General features: G+C 67.6%; 15 protein-coding genes. 6 read left to right on the forward strand and 9 right to left on the reverse strand.

Translation table 11 applies throughout. The features are described 5' to 3' along the window. Positions 1–326: 326 nt before the first annotated feature. Both G341_RS0109750 and serA read right to left on the reverse strand, forming a co-directional pair. Positions 327–1,337 carry a 3-isopropylmalate dehydrogenase gene (locus G341_RS0109750; RefSeq protein WP_018178946.1) on the reverse strand — a complete coding sequence of 337 codons (1,011 nt, stop codon included), beginning with the start codon at positions 1,335–1,337 and terminating at the stop codon, positions 327–329. Further along, a complete protein-coding gene (gene serA / locus G341_RS0109755) occupies positions 1,334–2,920 on the reverse strand; it encodes a phosphoglycerate dehydrogenase (RefSeq protein WP_245556958.1) in 1,587 nt (528 codons plus the stop codon). Before serA ends, G341_RS0109750 begins: the two co-directional genes overlap by 4 nt. A 273-nt stretch (positions 2,921–3,193) precedes the next feature. Here serA and G341_RS0109760 point away from each other — a divergent pair, with 273 nt between their 5' ends. Together G341_RS0109760 and G341_RS0109765 are read left to right on the forward strand one after the other, a co-directional pair. Then, positions 3,194–3,892, forward strand: a complete 699-nt coding sequence (locus G341_RS0109760; RefSeq protein ID WP_018178948.1) for a chymotrypsin family serine protease — start codon at positions 3,194–3,196, stop codon at positions 3,890–3,892. 121 nt (positions 3,893–4,013) lie between these two features. Beyond that, the gene (locus G341_RS0109765; protein WP_018178949.1) at positions 4,014–4,682 is read left to right on the forward strand and encodes a chymotrypsin family serine protease; all 669 of its coding nucleotides are present in this window, start codon (positions 4,014–4,016) and stop codon (positions 4,680–4,682) included. A gap of 157 nt (positions 4,683–4,839) precedes the next feature. Here the strand turns inward: G341_RS0109765 and ilvC are convergent, their stop codons facing one another. The 3 genes from ilvC to G341_RS0109780 form a co-directional block, all read right to left on the reverse strand. Beyond that, complete coding sequence (gene ilvC, locus G341_RS0109770; RefSeq protein ID WP_187329176.1) at positions 4,840–5,841, reverse strand: ketol-acid reductoisomerase; 1,002 nt, start codon at positions 5,839–5,841, stop codon at positions 4,840–4,842. Between the two features lie 98 nt (positions 5,842–5,939). Further along, positions 5,940–6,443, reverse strand: a complete 504-nt coding sequence (gene ilvN, locus G341_RS0109775; RefSeq protein WP_018178951.1) for an acetolactate synthase small subunit — start codon at positions 6,441–6,443, stop codon at positions 5,940–5,942. Further along, the gene (locus G341_RS0109780; RefSeq protein ID WP_018178952.1) at positions 6,440–8,386 is read right to left on the reverse strand and encodes an acetolactate synthase large subunit; all 1,947 of its coding nucleotides are present in this window, start codon (positions 8,384–8,386) and stop codon (positions 6,440–6,442) included. Before G341_RS0109780 ends, ilvN begins: the two co-directional genes overlap by 4 nt. 294 nt (positions 8,387–8,680) lie before the next feature. Between G341_RS0109780 and G341_RS21655 the strand changes: the two genes are divergently transcribed. Next, positions 8,681–9,205: a PH domain-containing protein gene (locus tag G341_RS21655; protein ID WP_018178953.1), complete on the forward strand. Its 525-nt coding sequence runs from the start codon at positions 8,681–8,683 to the stop codon at positions 9,203–9,205. Positions 9,206–9,341: 136 nt separating this feature from the next. Then, a complete protein-coding gene (ilvD, locus tag G341_RS0109790) occupies positions 9,342–11,186 on the forward strand; it encodes a dihydroxy-acid dehydratase (protein ID WP_026303476.1) in 1,845 nt (614 codons plus the stop codon). A 74-nt stretch (positions 11,187–11,260) separates the two neighbouring features. On the opposite strand, the gene G341_RS21660 is transcribed toward ilvD, so the two are convergent. Beyond that, positions 11,261–11,803, reverse strand: a complete 543-nt coding sequence (locus G341_RS21660; RefSeq protein ID WP_018178955.1) for a DoxX family protein — start codon at positions 11,801–11,803, stop codon at positions 11,261–11,263. A gap of 72 nt (positions 11,804–11,875) precedes the next feature. Continuing rightward, entirely contained in the window at positions 11,876–13,057 is a 1,182-nt protein-coding gene (locus G341_RS0109800) for a DoxX family protein (RefSeq protein ID WP_026303477.1), read from the reverse strand. 74 nt (positions 13,058–13,131) lie between these two features. Here G341_RS0109800 and G341_RS0109805 point away from each other — a divergent pair, with 74 nt between their 5' ends. Further along, on the forward strand, positions 13,132–14,277 hold the full coding sequence (locus tag G341_RS0109805) for a PQQ-dependent sugar dehydrogenase (protein WP_018178957.1): 1,146 nt from the start codon (positions 13,132–13,134) through the stop codon (positions 14,275–14,277). A 3-nt stretch (positions 14,278–14,280) separates the two neighbouring features. Here G341_RS0109805 and G341_RS0109810 read toward each other — a convergent pair whose 3' ends face one another. Both G341_RS0109810 and G341_RS21665 read right to left on the reverse strand, forming a co-directional pair. After that, a complete protein-coding gene (locus G341_RS0109810) occupies positions 14,281–14,718 on the reverse strand; it encodes a VOC family protein (protein WP_026303478.1) in 438 nt (145 codons plus the stop codon). Positions 14,719–14,728: 10 nt separating this feature from the next. After that, the gene (locus G341_RS21665) at positions 14,729–16,057 is read right to left on the reverse strand and encodes an NAD(P)/FAD-dependent oxidoreductase (RefSeq protein ID WP_018178959.1); all 1,329 of its coding nucleotides are present in this window, start codon (positions 16,055–16,057) and stop codon (positions 14,729–14,731) included. 102 nt (positions 16,058–16,159) lie between these two features. On the opposite strand from G341_RS21665, the gene G341_RS0109820 reads away from it, so the two are divergent. Further along, positions 16,160–16,762, forward strand: a complete 603-nt coding sequence (locus G341_RS0109820; protein WP_018178960.1) for a TetR/AcrR family transcriptional regulator — start codon at positions 16,160–16,162, stop codon at positions 16,760–16,762. Positions 16,763–16,821 lie beyond the last annotated feature (59 nt).

Below are 16,821 nucleotides of genomic sequence, written 5' to 3' on the forward strand. Positions count from 1 at the left end.
CCTGATCGCCATCCCGCTGGTCCCCCGCGACCAGGCGCACCGCGAGCCCGAACCGGTCTCGACGGCCGACTGACCGCCGAGCGGACACTCACGTTCGCCGAGTGGACCGTCAGGTTCATCGAGTGGACCGTGAAACGCATTGAGCGGACATTCGATTGATCGAATGCCCGCTCAATGCAAACAGTTGTCCACTCGGCGCGCGTAAATGTCCACTCGGCGCGCGTAAATGTCCACTCGGCGCGCGTAAATGTCCACTCGGCGCGCGTAAATGTCCACTCGACGAACGTGAGTGTCCGCTCGGCGAACCTGACGGTCCGGTCGCGGAATCAGAGCGCCGCGCGGATCCGGGCGCCGATCTCCGACGTGCTGGCGGTCGAGTCGCCCCGGGACGCCAGGTCCGCCGCCACGGCGCTCTCCACGCGCTCGGCCGCCGCGTCGTCGCCCTGGTTGCGCAGGAGCAGCGCGACGGAGAGGATCGCGGCCGTCGGGTCGGCCTTGCCCTGCCCGGCAATGTCGGGGGCGCTGCCGTGCACCGGCTCGAACATCGACGGGTTGGTGCCGGTCGCATCGATGTTGCCCGATGCGGCCAGGCCGATGCCGCCACTGACCGCCGCTGCGATATCGGTGATGATGTCGCCGAAGAGATTGTCGGTCACGATGACGTCGAACCGGCCCGGGTCGGTGACCAGGTAGATGGTCGCCGCGTCGATGTGGCAGTAATCGGTTGCCACATCCGGGAATTCGGTGCCGACCTCGTTGACGGTGCGCTGCCACATGGAGCCGGCGAACCCGAGAACGTTGGTCTTGTGCACCAGCGTCAGCTTCTTGCGACGCTGCTGCGCCCGCTCGAATGCGTTGCGCACCACCCGCTCGATGCCGAATCGGGTGTTGACGCTGACCTCGGTGGCCACCTCATGCGGCGTGCCGACGCGGATCGCGCCGCCGTTGCCGGTATACGGACCCTCGGTGCCCTCGCGGACGACGACGAAGTCGATCTCCGGGTTGCCGGCCAGCGGCGACTGCACGCCCGGGTACAGCCGACTCGGCCGCAGATTCACGTGATGATCGAGCGCGAACCGCAGGTCCAGCAGGAACCCGCGTTCCAGGACGCCCGGCGGCACCGACGGATCGCCGATGGCGCCCAACAGGATTGCGTCGTGGTCGCGCAAGGCGTCCAGGTCGGCGTCGGACAGCAGCTCGCCGCTGCCGTGGTAACGCCGTGCACCGAAATCGAATTCGGTCTTCTCCACGCCCGGCTTGACGGTGTCGAGGACGGCGAGCGCCTCGGCGATGACCTCCGGCCCGATTCCGTCACCCGGAATGACAGCGAGCTTCACGACAGGTCCACCTGCTCGATCAGGCTGGCGGACACGGCATTTCCGACTGCGGCGACCACATCGACGGGCGCCTCGCGGTCGACGCGCAGCAGCACGGTCGCACCGTCGCCCTCGGCGTCCTGCGACAGGCCGGCGGCCTGGATGTCGATTCCGGCGTCACCGAGCAGCGTGGCGATCTTGCCGAGCGTGCCGGGCTTGTCGCCGTAGCTGACGACCAGGTTGCGGCCCTGCGCACGCAGATCGAAGTTGCGGCCGTTGATGTTGACGATCTTCTCCACCTCGGCCGGGCCGCTCAGCGTGCCGGCCACGTTCTGCGTCGAACCGTCGGCGAAGACGACCTTCAGGTCGACCAGGCTGCGGTGGTTCGGGCTTTCCGGGGCGGTGTTGACCTCGATGGTCACGCCGCGCTCCTCGGCGATGTTCGGGGCGTTGACGAAGGTCACCGGATCATCGATGACGGCCGTGAACAGACCGCGAACGGCGGCGAGACCGAGCACGTCGACGTTGCGGGCCGCGAGTTCGCCGCGAGCCTCGACCGTCAGTGAGGTCGGGGCCTGGCCGGCGAGTGCACCGGCCAGCACGCCCAGGCGGCGCACCAGCTCGAGCCACGGGGCGACCTCGTCGTCGACGGTGCCGCCGGCGATGTTGACGGCGTCCGGCACGAACTGGCCGGCCAGCGCCAGGCGAACGCTCTTGGCGACGTCGGTGCCGGCGCGGTCCTGCGCCTCGCTGGTGGATGCGCCGAGGTGCGGGGTCACGACGACCTCGGGCAGCTCGAACAGCGGGCTGTCGGTGCACGGCTCGGTCGCGAACACGTCCAGGCCGGCGGCGCGGACCTGGCCGCTCTTGATGGCGTCGGCGAGCGCCTGCTCGTCGATCAGTCCACCGCGGGCGGCGTTCACGACGACGACGCCCGGCTTGGTCTTGGCCAGCTGCTCGGCGCCGATCAGGCCGGCGGTCTCCGGGGTCTTCGGCAGGTGGATGGTGAACATGTCGGCGCGCGAGAGCAATTCGTCCAGCGTCACCAGCTCGATGCCCAGCTGCGCGGCCTTGGCCGGGGAGACATAGGGGTCATACGCGATGATCTGCGTTTCGAAGGCGGCGAGGCGCGCGGCGACCAGCTGGCCGATCCGGCCCAGGCCGACGACGCCCACGGTCTTGCCGAAGATCTCGACGCCGTTGAACTTCGAGCGCTGCCAGGTGTGCTCGCGCAGGGTCGCGTCGGCGGCGGGGATCTGCCGCACGGCCGACAGCAGCAGCGCGACGGCGTGCTCGGCGGCGGTGTGGATATTGGACGTCGGGGCGTTCACGACGATGACGCCGCGCGCGGTGGCCGCGGGCACATCCACATTATCGAGCCCGACGCCGGCGCGGGCGACGATCTTCAGCTTCGGCGCCGCGGCAAGGACCTCGGCATCGACCGTGGTCGCCGAGCGGACCAGGATCGCATCGACATCGGCGACGGCCTCGAGCAACTTCGGCCGGTCCGGGCCATCGACCCACCGCACCTCGACGTCGTCTCCCAGGGCGGCGACGGTGGACTCGGCCAGCTTGTCGGCAATCAACACGACGGGGCGGCTCACGATAGGTTCTCCTGTGATCAGCGAATGCGGTGAAATACGGCCCAGGTCTCGTCGTTGAGTCCGCTCCGGCCGCCCCTGAGTGTAGTGGTCGGCCATCCCCCGGGCTCTGCCCGCCCGGTGTGTTCGGGGACGCGCCGATATCCGCGCCGTCGTCACTCCCACCAGCCGCGATGACAGCATCCGCTCCAGTGAAGTGGAAATGTGACGTGCGTTACCGCTAGATTGCTTACTGCTTGTGCCGCCGGCCCCGACGGATTAGAGGTATACGACAAGATGCTGTCCACGATCATCAAGCGCGGAGCGATGAAGCGGATTGGGCTTCTCGCGGCCGCATCCGTGGTCGGCGCCACCACGATCCTGCTCGGCAGCGGTTCGGCCGCGGCCGCCGGCGGGCCGATCCCGATCGGCGGCGGGTCCGGGATCCTCATCACGCACGGTTCCAACTACACCAACGCCTGCACGGTGGCCACCATCGGCCACGACGCGGCCGGCGACCTGGTCGGGTTGACGGGCGCCCGCTGCGGCGGCGCCGGCCAGCGCGTGCTCTCCGAGGTCTGGCAGGACCGCGGCCGCATCGGCGTCATCACCTACTCCAACCCGGTGCTGAACTATGCGGTGATCAAGTTCGATCCCAACGTGGTCATTCCGGTCAACAGCGTCGGCGGGATCACCATCCGCGGTATCGATCCCGCACCGGGACCCGGCCAGATCGTCTGCAAGACCGGCCGCACCATGGGCACCAACTGCGCGTGGACCTGGCAGTCGGACGCCGTCGGCCACACCACCCAGCTGTGCGTCGCACCCGGCGACACCGGAGCCCCCGTGGTGGCCGGAGATCGCCTCGTCGGAATGGTCACCGGATTCGCCGTGCTGGCCTGCATCACCCCGGAAACCGGCACCAATATCGGGACCATCCTGAGCAACGCCGGGCGCAACGGGTCACTTGTCGGATTCCGGCCCATCGGGACATAACGACTCGGGAACTAATTACGCCGATCGCACATCACTCTCCGGGCGGACCGGCCGTCTCGCCGGTATCCTCAGCACCGCACCGACTGCACCTCGTGCAGCCTCAATAGATTCGAAGGACTACATGCGCACCAAACTGTCAGCCGTCCTGGCCGTCGTCGCCGCAATCGCCGCGAGCGTCTCGCTCGCGTTCGGCGCAGGCACGGCCACCGCCGCACCGTCGGTGGCAATCGGCGGCGGTTCGGGCATCCTGCTGCCCCTCGACCAGACCGATGACCTCGCCTGCACCCTGACCACCATCGGCCACGACAGCAGCGGGCGGCTCATCGGCCTCACGGCCGGCCACTGTGGCAACGCGGGCAGTGCCGTCTTCGCCGAGTACAAGCCCGGCGCCGGCCAGGTCGGCCGGGTCCGCTACTCCAACAGCAACCTCGACTACGCGGTGATCGACTTCGACAAGTCGAAGGTCGCCCCGCTGCGCACCGTGGGCGGCATCACCATCGCCGGGATCAACGCCAACCAGCCGCAGTTCCCCGCGATCGCCTGCAAGACCGGCCGGTCCACCGGCAACACCTGCGGCATCACCTGGTTCTCGGACGGCACGGCCCACTACACCCAGATGTGCGTCGATCACGGCGACTCCGGCAGCCCGGTGGTCGTCGGCAACCAGCTGATCGGCATGGTCAACGCGTTCTACTTCGTCGGCTGCTTCGGCCCGGAGACCGGCACCAATATCGGTCCGATCCTCGGCGACATGGGCGCCCACGGGATCCGCGGCTACCGCGTGGCCTAGCGCCTCCGGCTTCCGAAATCCGCGCCGCTTGCGTGGATCCGTGCCAGTTGCAACCGGCGCGGATCCGCATGAGTGGCGCGGATTTTCGTTTACAGCGATACGAAAGACGGCGGCCCCGAACGAATTACCGTTCGGGGCCGCCGTCTTCGGCTGCAGACTAGGCAGTCTCGGTGATCGGCCGGTCGACCCAGCTCATCAGATCGCGCAGCTTCTTGCCGGTGACCTCGATCGGATGCTCGGCGTTCTCCTTGCGCAGACCCTCGAGCTCCTTGTTGCCGCCCTCGACGTTGGCGACCAGGCGCTTGACGAAGGTGCCGTCCTGGATGTCGGTCAGGATCGCGCGCATGCGCTCCTTGGTGTCGGCGTCGATGACCCGCGGGCCCGACAGGTAGCCGCCGAACTCGGCGGTGTCGGAGACCGAGTAGTTCATCCGCGCGATACCGCCCTCGTACATGAGGTCGACGATCAGCTTGAGCTCGTGCAACACCTCGAAGTAGGCCATCTCCGGCGCGTAGCCGGCCTCCACCATGACCTCGAAGCCGGTCTTCACCAGCTCCTCGGTGCCACCGCAGAGCACGGCCTGCTCACCGAACAGGTCGGTCTCAGTCTCTTCCTTGAAGGTGGTCTTGATGACGCCCGCACGGGTACCACCGATGCCCTTGGCATACGACAGCGCCAGCGCCTGGCCCTCGCCGGTCGGGTCCTGGTCGATGGCGATCAGGGCGGGAACGCCCTTGCCGTCGACGAACTGCCGGCGCACGAGGTGGCCGGGGCCCTTCGGGGCGACCATGCCGACGGTGACGTTGGCCGGCGCCTCGATGAGCTTGAAGTGGATGTTCAGGCCGTGGCCGAAGAACAGCGCGTCGCCGTCCTTCAGGTTCGGCTCGATGTCCGCCTTGAAGATCGAGGCCTGCGCGGTGTCCGGGGCCAGCACCATGATCACGTCGGCCCACTCGGCGACCTCGGCCGGGGTACCGACCTGCAGACCGGCCTCCTGCGCCTTCTCCCGCGACTTCGACCCTTCCTTCAGGCCGATACGCACGTCGACGCCCGAGTCACGCAGGCTCAGCGAATGCGCGTGCCCCTGGCTCCCGTAACCGATCACTGCGACCTTGCGGCCCTGGATGATCGACAGATCGGCGTCGTCGTCGTAGAACATCTCGACTGCCACTTTGTTGTTCCCTTCTAGTTGAAAATCATTGGTGTATAGGAATTCGCGGTCTGTTACATCAGGCCCGCTCGCTTCGCTCCCGGCGCCTAGCGAGTCGCTGACATGTTCTTCGGCCCGCGACCGAGCGCCACGACGCCGGACTGCGCGATCTCCCGGATGCCATACGGATCGAGCATCCGCAGCTGCGCCTCCAGCTTGTCGGCGGTACCGGTGGCCTCGATCGTGATCGACTCGGGCGAGACGTCAATCACCTTGGCACGGAACAGATTCACGATGTCGATGACCTCGTTGCGGGTGCTCGCGTCGGCGCGCACCTTGATCAGCATCAGCTCGCGGGCGACCGACGCCTCCGGATCCTGCTCGACGATCTTGAGCACGTTGATCAGCTTGTTGAGCTGTTTGGTGACCTGCTCGAGCGGGAAGTCCTCGACCGCGACGACGATCGTCATCCGCGAGACGCCCTTGATCTCGGTGGCACCGACGGCCAGCGACATGATGTTGTAGCCACGTCGGGAGAACAGTGCGGACACACGCGCCAGGACGCCCGGCCGGTCCTCGACGAGCACGCTCAGCGTATGGGTACTGCTCACTGGTCTGCTTCCTCCCCGGCCGGCTGGCCGGCATCATCGGTGCGCGCGACGTGCGCCGTCGCGTGAATATTCGCCGGCGCCTCGTCCTCGTCGAACAGCGGCCGGATGTTCTGGGCCGCCATGATCTCGTCGTTGCTGGTGCCCGCGGCGACCATCGGCCAGACCTGGGCGTCGGCGCCGACGATGAAGTCGATGACGACCGGACGGTCGTTGATCTCACGCGCCTGGGCGAGCACCTCGGCAACGTCTTCCTCACGCTCGCAACGGAATGCGACGCATCCCAGCGCCTCGGACAGCTTGACGAAGTCCGGGATCATCCGCGAGTGCGTGGCCAGATCGGTGTTGGAGTAGCGCTCCTCGTAGAAGAGGGTCTGCCACTGCCGCACCATGCCCAGGTTGCCATTGTTGATCAGCGCGACCTTGATCGGGATGCCCTCGATCGCGCAGGTGGCCAGTTCCTGGTTGGTCATCTGGAAACAGCCGTCGCCGTCGATGGCCCACACCTCGGCCTCGGGCCGGCCCATCTTGGCGCCCATCGCGGCCGGGACCGCGTAGCCCATCGTGCCCAGGCCACCGGAGTTGAGCCAGGTGCGCGGGTTCTCGTAGCTGACGAACTGCGCGGCCCACATCTGGTGCTGGCCGACACCGGCGCAGTACAGTGCGTCGGGACCGGCAGCCTTGCCGACCTGCTCGATGACGAACTCCGGCGACAACATGCCGTCGCTCGGGCGGTCGTAGCTGAGCGGATAGGTCTTGCGAATCCCGTCCAGGTACTCCCACCATGCGGTCAGGTCGGGCGCCGGGGCGGTGGTCGCGCGCTCGTTGCGGATCGCCTCCACCAGCTCGCCGATGACGGCCTTGCAGTCGCCGACGATCGGCACGTCGGCCCTGCGGTTCTTGCCGATCTCCGCGGGGTCGATATCGGCGTGGATCACCTTGGCATCGGGGGCGAACGAATCGAGCTGACCGGTGACCCGGTCGTCGAAACGGGCGCCCAGCGTGACCAGCAGATCGGACTTCTGCAGCGCGGCGACCGCCGCGACGGTGCCGTGCATACCCGGCATGCCCAGATGCTGCCGATGGCTGTCGGGGAACGCGCCGCGGGCCATCAGCGTGGTGACGACCGGCATCCCGGTCAGCTCGGCCAGCTCCCTCAGCTCGTCCGATGCGTCGGCCTTGATGACGCCGCCGCCGACGTATAGGACAGGGGACGTCGACTCGGCGATCAGCCGGGCGGCCTCGCGAACCTGCTTGCCGTGCGGCTTGGTGACCGGCCGGTAGCCGGGCAGGTCGATCTGCGGCGGCCACGAGAACGTGGTCTGCGCCTGCAGGATGTCCTTCGGGATATCGACGAGAACCGCTCCGGGACGGCCGCTTTCGGCCAGATAGAACGCCTCGGCGATCGCCTTCGGGATCTCCTCACCCGAGCCGACCAGGAAGTTGTGCTTGGTGATCGGCATGGTGATTCCGGAGATGTCGGCCTCCTGGAAACCATCGGTGCCGATCAGCGACCGCGGCACCTGACCGGTGATCGCGACGACCGGGACCGAGTCCATCTGCGCATCCGCCAGCGGGGTGACCAGGTTGGTGGCACCCGGACCCGAGGTGGCCATGCAGACGCCGACCCGGCCGGTCGCCTGGGCGTAGCCGGTGGCCGCGTGCCCCGCGCCCTGCTCGTGACGGACCAGGACGTGGCGCACCTTCTGCGAATCCAGCAGCGGGTCGTAGACCGGCAGCACCGCACCGCCCGGGAGACCGAAGACCACGTCGACGCCGAGTTCCTCGAGCGACCGGACTACCGCCTGCGCACCCGTGCATCGCTCCGGCGCGACGGTGCGCGCAGCAGCCGGGCGTGCGCCGCCGGCATTCGTGGACTTCGGGTCGCTACCTGCCGACTGGCCCGGCTTGGGCGTCGCCGGCGGGTGGGCGGTTGGTGCACTCACGGCACGTTCCCTTCGGTTGCGGGTCTGACACTCGAGAAGAATTCTCTTGTGAGGCAGACCCGGGGGCTGGACAACAAAAAACCCCCGCCAGCAATTGCTGTCGAGGGTGGCGCGTCGATGCTTTCGGAGGTCGGGATACCCGATCAGGCGACGACGCGCCGACCGAGTACGAGAATCTCCTTGTTCATCACGTTGCAAAGGTAGGTCTGACCAGGTCGGGAAGTCAACTTGGCGATGACCGCATCCCAGTATTTGGGAAGTGCGACAATGGACCGGCTAGTGAAAGGGCGGTCCATGGCGACTGATCAAGACCAACGAGCTCAGGACGAGCAGCTGGAAGGCGACACCATCACAAACAGTGAAGGCACAGACACCGCAGACGAGTCGGTGCCGCCGGTACCGCTGCCTGCGACCTTCCGCCTCCCCAAGCTCTCGTACTTCTCGGTCGGGTTCACGCTGTTCGCCGTCTGGATCGTCGCCGGCGCCTCGGTCGCCTATCTCGGTTGGCTCTTTGTCCTTCCGGTGCTGCAGATCGCCTGGATGCTGCGGCTCAAGACGGTCATCACCGAGACCGGGCTCACCGCGGTATCGACCTTCCGCCGCCGCGATGTGACGTGGGATCAGATCACCGGGCTGCAATTCCGCAAGTGGGGTGCGGTGCGCGCGGTCCTCGTCGACAAGACGGAGGTCAAGCTCCCGGCGATCACCTTCCGCGACATGCCGCTGCTGTCGTCGGCGTCGCGCGGACGCATCCCCGACCCGTACGCAGCGGCCCGCGAGGCGATCGAAAAGCGCGACGCGAGCGGCGACGACGCCTGACGGCAGTTCGGCCGCGGGAATCGCGGGCCGCATTTGCGCGTTGCGCGCAGAGTAACCTCTATTTACCAGCCCCTACGCGCCTTCGTCGGCACGTAGTCGTTTGTCCGCCGCACTCGGGTGCGGAAAGGAGATTGTGATGCCACCGCTACGGTCCAGGACAACCACCGTCGGCCGCGAGGCCGCCGGTGCCCGCGCCCTCTGGCGCGCCACTGGAATGACCGATGACGATTTCGGCAAACCCATTGTGGCGATTGCCAATTCGTACACCCAGTTCGTGCCGGGCCATGTGCATCTGAAGAACGTCGGCGAGATCGTCGCCGAGGCCGTCGTGGCCGCCGGCGGCGTGGCCAAGGAATTCCACACCATCGCCGTCGACGACGGCATCGCGATGGGCCACGGCGGCATGCTCTACTCGCTGCCCAGCCGCGAGATCATCGCCGATTCGGTCGAGTACATGGTGAACGCGCACACCGCCGACGCCCTGGTGTGTATCTCCAATTGCGACAAGATCACCCCCGGAATGCTGAACGCCGCGATGCGCCTCAACATCCCGACGGTGTTCGTCTCCGGCGGCCCGATGGAGGCCGGCACGTCCGTCGTCATCAACGGCGTCGTCCGCCCCGGCACCGACCTCATCGATGCGATCTCCGCCTCCGCTGACAGCAATGTCAACGACAAGGAGCTCCTCGAGGTCGAGCGTTCGGCCTGCCCCACCTGCGGTTCCTGTTCGGGCATGTTCACCGCCAACTCGATGAACTGCCTCACCGAGGCCCTCGGTCTGTCGCTGCCCGGCAACGGCTCGACCCTGGCCACGCAGACCGCGCGCCGCGGCCTGTTCACCAAGGCAGGCGAGCTGATCGTCGACATCGCCAAGCGGTACTACAAGGACGACGACGAATCGGTCCTGCCGCGCGGCGTCGCCACCCGCGAGGCGTTCGAGAACGCGATGGCGCTCGACGTCGCCATGGGCGGATCCACCAACACCGTCCTGCACATCCTGGCCGCGGCACAGGAGGGCGAGGTCGACTTCGACCTGCACGACATCGACCGCGTCTCGCGGAACGTCCCGTGCCTGGCGAAGGTTGCCCCGAACTCGCCCAACTACTACATGGAGCACGTCCACCGGGCCGGCGGCATCCCCGCGATCCTCGGTGAGCTCAATCGCGCGGGCCTGCTGAACAGGAACGTCCACCCGGTGCACGCACCATCGCTCGAGGCCTACCTGGCCGACTGGGACATCCGCAGCGGCAGCGCGACCGACGAGGCCATCGAACTGTTCCACGCCGCCCCCGGCGGTGTCCGCACCACCGAGCCGTTCTCGACGTCGAACCGCTGGGAGTCGCTGGACACCGACGCCGCCGACGGCTGCATCCGCGACAAGGAGCACGCCTACACCGTCGAGGGCGGCCTGTGCGTCCTGCACGGCAACCTCGCGCAGAACGGCGCCATCCTGAAGACGGCCGGTGTCGACGAGTCGCTGTGGCACTTCCAGGGCCCGGCGCGCGTCGTCGAGAGCCAAGAGGACGCCGTGCACGCGATCCTGTCGAAGGAACTGCAGGCCGGCGAGGTGCTGGTGATTCGCTACGAGGGCCCCGCGGGCGGCCCCGGCATGCAGGAGATGCTGCACCCGACGGCGTTCATGAAGGGCACCGGCATGGGCAAGAAGTGCGGGCTGGTCACCGACGGCCGTTTCTCCGGCGGATCGTCGGGCCTGGTCATCGGCCACGCCTCCCCCGAAGCCGCGGCCGGCGGCGACATCGGCCTCGTGGAGAACGGCGACGAGATCCTGATCGACGTCAAGACCCGCACCCTGAAGGTCCTCGTCGACGACGCGACGCTCGCCGAGCGGCGCGCCAAGATGGAGGCCTCGGAGCACCCCTGGCAGCCGCAGAACCGCCAGCGGCCCATCACCAAGGCCCTGCGCGCCTACGCTGCCCTCGCCACCTCGGCAGACAAAGGCGCTGTCCGCCAGGTGCCGTAATGCGCTGATACACAGAGAGATCCGGCCCGGTCGAGTAGTCGACCGGGCCGGATCTCTCTGTGTGAACCGCGCTATCAGCCCATCGTCATCTTGGGTGCGTCGAGCGGGTTGGTCTTGTTGAAGATCAGCCAGATCAGGGTGATGACCACGAGGGAGCCGACGAAGAGGTACGGCGCGAACTTGCGCAGCCGACCACGCCACGGGAGAAAAGCGTCGGCGGCGAATGCGCCGGCGCCGGTGAAGATGAGCGCCGAGGAGCCGAGGACGAGCAGCCATTCGGTCTCGAGATCGCCGAAGTTGTAGCTCGACGCCATACCCAGTTTGGTCAACCAGGCGCCGACCATCACGGAGAGGAATCCGGCCGCCGCGACCTGGGTGAGCAGACCCAGCAGGATCGCCACTCCCCCGAAGAATTCGCCGAGGACGAGCAGCGTCGCCATGAGGTCGGGAACCCGCCAGTTGCCACCCATCATGTCGGTGAACTTCGAGATGCCGGGGCCACCGAAGGCGCCGAAGAGCTTCTGGCTGCCATGGTAGATCGCCGACGCACCGACCAGAATGCGCAGGAAGACCAGCCCGATGTCGAGATTGCGGTCTTTGATGTCGAGGTTCGTCATGCGATCAGGATCCTATACGGACCGCGGTCCGCACAAGTTGATGAGACAACCGTCACCGGACCGATACCCAGGTCAGCCGGTGGGATTGCCCGGCGAGTGGAACGGATTGGTGCCGTTGAACAGCAGCCACACGACCGCGGCAGCGGCGATCGCCACCACCAGCCAGGCCACGGAGCCGATCCACGGCCGGCGCGCCCACCCGCGTCCGAAATCGAGCGAGATGCGCCCGGGACCAGTCAGGATGACGGCGGCGGCGGCCGCGCACAGCAGCAGCTCGTACTCGATGCCGCCGTGCTGCGGGCGCCCGTCACGCACCGGATCGCTCGCGAAGAACCAGACGCCCCCGCTCAGGGTCGCCTTGTACGCGGCGGCGATGATCCAGGTGCCGAGGAGCGCCGAGCCGGCGATCGGCGTGGCCAGTCCGAGGATCAGTAGCAGGCCGCCGACGGACTCCGACAGCGCGCCGATCGTCGCCAGCGTCCGGGCCGCGTCGTGATTGAAGCCGATGTTGGTGTTCTGCTGGTTGATCAGGAAATCGCGGAAGCCGCTCAAATGCGGGCCGCTCCACCAGCCGAACAGCTTCTGCGTGCCGTGGATGACGCCGATCGCACCGACCGCCAACCGCAGCACCAGCAGTCCCAGGTCCTGCGTGCCTCGCCGCGATGCCTTGCGCGCTGCGTCGAGCTCGTCCCCCAGCCGACCGCGACCGGTGTCGAGGTCGGCGCCACGCGGTTCCGGCTCCCAGTCGTTGTCGATCGCCGCGGTGTCGGCCGCCCAGCTCGCCGAGGCCGGGTCGGCATACGGCTGGTCTTCGAGACTGCGCTCCCGGCGGCCGTATGCGCGGTGGAAGTCGTCGCGGTCGATCGGCATGCCGGTAGTCTCGGCTTCCGGATCGACCCGCCGGATGGCCGCCGTGTCCTCGTCGCCGATGCCGCCCGGGGTCGAGATTCTGGTCGTATCGGCGGATGTCCCGCTGGGGATCGCCGTCGTGGCACCCTCGGCATCGTCGGTCGACCGCTCGACACCGCGCGGCGGCGTTGCCTCGTCGGTCGACTGGTCGGCCGGGGGCTGCGGCCGGCGGTACGGGGTGAAACCGAGATCGCCCTCGTCCGTCCCGTCCTGATCCCGCTGATCGGCGGAACTGCCTGGTACCGACAGCGCTCCGGTCGGTTCGTCGAACGGGCTTCCCGCGGTCGACGAATCCGGCACGTCGGGGGTCTCCGACTTGTCCTTCCCGCTTTTACGACTCCACACGTCTGCACCATACGACGCAATCGACCACACAGCGGATACCCGGCCCGGCGCGCCTCATCAGTAGGCTGGCGGGCATGCGCAACGCCCGACTGACCGCTCTCGTCGTGGCGCTGCTGACGATCATCCTGGTGAGTACCAGCGCGTGCAGCTTCAGCAAGCAGGACCACGAGCGCGAGGCCGGCCCCTTCACCCCGCAGTTCTCGGGCGGACAGGCACCGGCGACCCCGACGCCGCCCCCGCCGACCTCCCGCGACAAGGGACCCTGCGCCGATCCCGACAACACCGTCATCATCACCTGCCTGGCAAGCACCGCCGCGGTCTATCCGGGCCCGTCGGCGCAGGACGCGTTCGTCGCCGAACGCACCACCGGAAAGGTGCTCTCGACGCTGCCCGGAACCTGGAAGCTGTTGACGCTGGCCCAGTTCGATGTCGACGCCTCGGGCGACGGCGGCCTGATGGATTTCGCGTTCTCGCCGACCTACAGTCAGGATCATCTGATCTACGCGTACATCACCACGCCGAGCGACAATCGGATCGTTCGGATCGCGCCCGGCGATGTCGCCAAGCCCATCCTCACCGGTATTCCGAAGGGCCCCACCGGCAATCTGGGATCGATGATGTTCGTCGGCGACCAGCTGGTGGTGGCGACCGGCGACGCCGGAAACCCCGGCGCCGCAAACGATCCGGGCTCGTTGGCCGGCAAGATGCTGGTCCTGGGGTCGATCAACGTCGGCTCGCCGGCACCGCCGCGGATCCTCGTCTCGGGACTGGGGAACTCCCCGGCGATGTGCCCGGAGGCCGATTCCGACAACTTCTACATCTCCGATCAGGCCGTGGGCGGCGATCGGCTGCAACAGATTTCGCTGCATGCCGACACCGCCTCCGGGAATGTCAGCGTGACCGGTCCGCCGAAGGTGCTGTGGACATGGCCGGATCAGCCCGGGGTCGCGGGTTGCGCCGCCGCCGGCGGCACGGTGATGGTGTCGGAGACCAAGACCCAGCGCATCGAATCGCTGGTTCCGCCGACCGACAAGAATCCGACCATGGAGGCGCCGAAGGTGGTGCTGGAGAAGCGCTTCGGCGCGCTCGGTCGCGGCGCGGCGGGTCAGGCCGGATTCGTCTTCGCCACCGTCAACAAGCAGTACGGAAAGCCGGGCAAGACCGACGACCGGGTGTTCATCATCCCGCCGAGCGCCGGCCAGACCGAGGATCGCGACTGAACGTCAGCTCTTCGTGAGCTCCTCCGCGAGCATCACGAGGATGCCGCTGGGGCCACGGAGGTACGTGAGCTTGTAGACATCCTGATACGTGGCCACGCCCCGCAGCGGATGGCAGCCATGCCGCGCGGCGATCGCGAGCGCGGCATCGATGTCATCGACCGAGAACGCGACCCGATGCATACCGATCTCATTGGGACGCGTGGGTTCGGTCTCGATCGCGTCGGGGTGGATGTATTCGAAGAGCTCGAGACGACCCTGCCCGTCCGGTGTCTGCAGCATCGCGATCTTCGCGTGGTTGCCGTCCAGACCCACCGCCGTATCGGTCCACTCGCCGCTGACGGTGTCGCGCCCCAGGACAGTGAGTCCGAGGTCGGTGAAGAAGGCGATGGCTGCGTCGATGTCCCGGACGGCGATACCGACATTCTCGAGTTTGATGGGCATGCGCGGCATGCTACCGAGCATCGCCGACCGGGACTGGCAACCAGCCATCACTCGTCTTCGACCGCATCCGGGCGCGCTGCTTCTCGATCTCCGCCGCGAGCTCGGTGCGGATGTCCCGCAGAGTCTCCCGCCGCCGATGCGGGTACTTCCGGAGCGTCGTGAACGTCGCGGCGAGCAGTCGAGGCGTCGTGAACAGCTTGGTCGAGGGAACGTCCCGGTTGATCACCTTCAGCAGCGTCGCTCCTCCGGTCGGGTCGTCGGCGATCCGCCGGAGGACCTCGCTGACCAACGGCGACGATGCTCCCGGCCGGCCCAGCTGCATTGCCAGCCAATACATGTCGTAGGAGCTCCGGTCGCGGGCGCGCCACCATTTCTTCGTGGCCTCGTCCTGCGCGAGGGCCGACCCGGTCGCCGACCCGATCGCCGCCGACAGCGACCTCGCCTGACACAGCGCGTCGGAGATTCCCTGTCCCGCGAAGAAGTCCTTGAACTGGCCGGCGTCACCGACCAACGCCCAGCCGGGCCCCGCGGACTCGCGAAAGTAGCTATGCCAGTTGGCCATCACGCGCAGGGGCCCATCACGCTCGGCGCCCCGGACGATGTCGTCGAGCTCGGGCCAGGACTTCAGGGCGTTGCGAAAATTGGCTTCGCGATCGCGATTGAAATCGCCCGCACGGTCGCAATCGACGCCGACCACCGCCATGTACAGGCCCGAGTCGGTCGGACTGGCCAGGAATCCAAGATCCCCTTTGCGGCCGAGGCGGATCCGGGGCTCCTGCGGACCGGCCGCAAAGTACCCCCAGATCGCTATCCGGCCGGCCGGCCGCGCCAGATATTCGCGCGCGCCGACGGATTTGGCCACCACCGAGCCCCGACCATCCGCACCGATCACGAGCCCCGCCTCGATCGGCCCGGTCGCGGTCTCGACGCCGACCACCCTGTCGGCGGACATCCGAACGCCGGCCACCCGGCATCCGGTTCGCACCTCGACGCCCGCGGATGCGGCCGCCTGCTGCAGCGCGTGATCGAGTACCGTCCGCCGGACATTCAGCCCTGGACATCGCAAATCCTCCGGGAGGGCAGCGTCGATCCGGACGTCGTCGTTCACAAAGCTGAGAGTGTCGAGCCGCGCCGCGCCGCGGGCCAGCACCGGATCCAGCACCCCGAGGTCGTCCAGGATCTCGACTCCCCGCGGCTGGATTACGTGGGTCGACGGCGTCTCGCTCGGAAACCTCGCCTTGTCGAGAAGGCAGACCCGCGCTCCCGCCCGCGCCAGGTATATGGCGAGCGCCGAGCCCGCGCACCGGCCGCCAACCACGACCACGTCGAACGACTCCATGCGCACTCTCCGCTCACCCAGAAACGAACTTACCACTGGTAAAACTAACGATGATCTGGGGACTTATCAATGGAAAGATTGTTCGGACAGTATTCTGAAACGATGACCGACGCCGACACCCGCAAGCCGTATCACCATGGCAACCTGCGCGCGGCCGCCGTCGCCGCAGCCGTCGCCGAGGTCGAGGAGGTCGGCATCTCGGCGGCGTCCATGCGTCGGATCGCCCGCCGGGCGGACGTCACACACGCGGCCCTCGCCCACTACTTCGTCGACAAGACCGGCCTGTTCACCGCTGTTGCCGCGGAAGGATTCAGACGCGCAGCGGAGACGATCGGCCCCGCCTCGACCGGTGAGAGGGCTTTTCTGACCGGAGGCCTGGAGTACGTACGGTTCGCGCTCGACAACCGAGGCTTCTACGAGGTGATGTTCCGGCCCGACCTCTGGCGAAGCAGCGACCCCGATCTTCAGCGGGCCAAGGCGGCGGCATTCGACGTCCTTTACGGTGCCGCGCGCAGGAGCCTCATCAGTACCCGCGACCCCGAGACCGTCACCGACGCCGACGTCGCGAGCCTCGTGATCACGGGCTGGTCGATGTCGCACGGCTACGCCACGCTTTTCGCCGCCGGCAACCTCGCCGATCGCCCCGAGGGCGACATCTTCCGCGGCGTCGAACTGCTGGAATCGCTGCTCGCTCGCGCTCGATGACATTGCCGCCGACACTTGTTACGAAATCGTCGGCCACGCGCTTTGCGCGCATTCCCCGG

Origin of the sequence: Jongsikchunia kroppenstedtii DSM 45133 (assembly GCF_000380485.1) — a bacterium.
Lineage (GTDB): Bacteria > Actinomycetota > Actinomycetes > Mycobacteriales > Mycobacteriaceae > Jongsikchunia > Jongsikchunia kroppenstedtii.

Bases quoted from the DNA above. Each gene is read 5' to 3' on its own strand.
- G341_RS0109810 (WP_026303478.1), bottom strand. From the start codon at position 14,718: ATGCCCATCAAACTCGAGAATGTCGGTATCGCCGTCCGGGACATCGAC.
- G341_RS21660 (WP_018178955.1), bottom strand. From the start codon at position 11,803: ATGACGAACCTCGACATCAAAGACCGCAATCTCGACATCGGGCTGGTC.
- G341_RS0109820 (WP_018178960.1), top strand. From the start codon at position 16,160: ATGACCGACGCCGACACCCGCAAGCCGTATCACCATGGCAACCTGCGC.
- G341_RS21665 (WP_018178959.1), bottom strand. From the start codon at position 16,057: ATGGAGTCGTTCGACGTGGTCGTGGTTGGCGGCCGGTGCGCGGGCTCG.
- G341_RS21655 (WP_018178953.1), top strand. From the start codon at position 8,681: ATGGCGACTGATCAAGACCAACGAGCTCAGGACGAGCAGCTGGAAGGC.
- G341_RS0109805 (WP_018178957.1), top strand. From the start codon at position 13,132: ATGCGCAACGCCCGACTGACCGCTCTCGTCGTGGCGCTGCTGACGATC.
- G341_RS0109765 (WP_018178949.1), top strand. From the start codon at position 4,014: ATGCGCACCAAACTGTCAGCCGTCCTGGCCGTCGTCGCCGCAATCGCC.
- ilvC (WP_187329176.1), bottom strand. From the start codon at position 5,841: ATGTTCTACGACGACGACGCCGATCTGTCGATCATCCAGGGCCGCAAG.
- G341_RS0109760 (WP_018178948.1), top strand. From the start codon at position 3,194: ATGCTGTCCACGATCATCAAGCGCGGAGCGATGAAGCGGATTGGGCTT.
- ilvD (WP_026303476.1), top strand. From the start codon at position 9,342: ATGCCACCGCTACGGTCCAGGACAACCACCGTCGGCCGCGAGGCCGCC.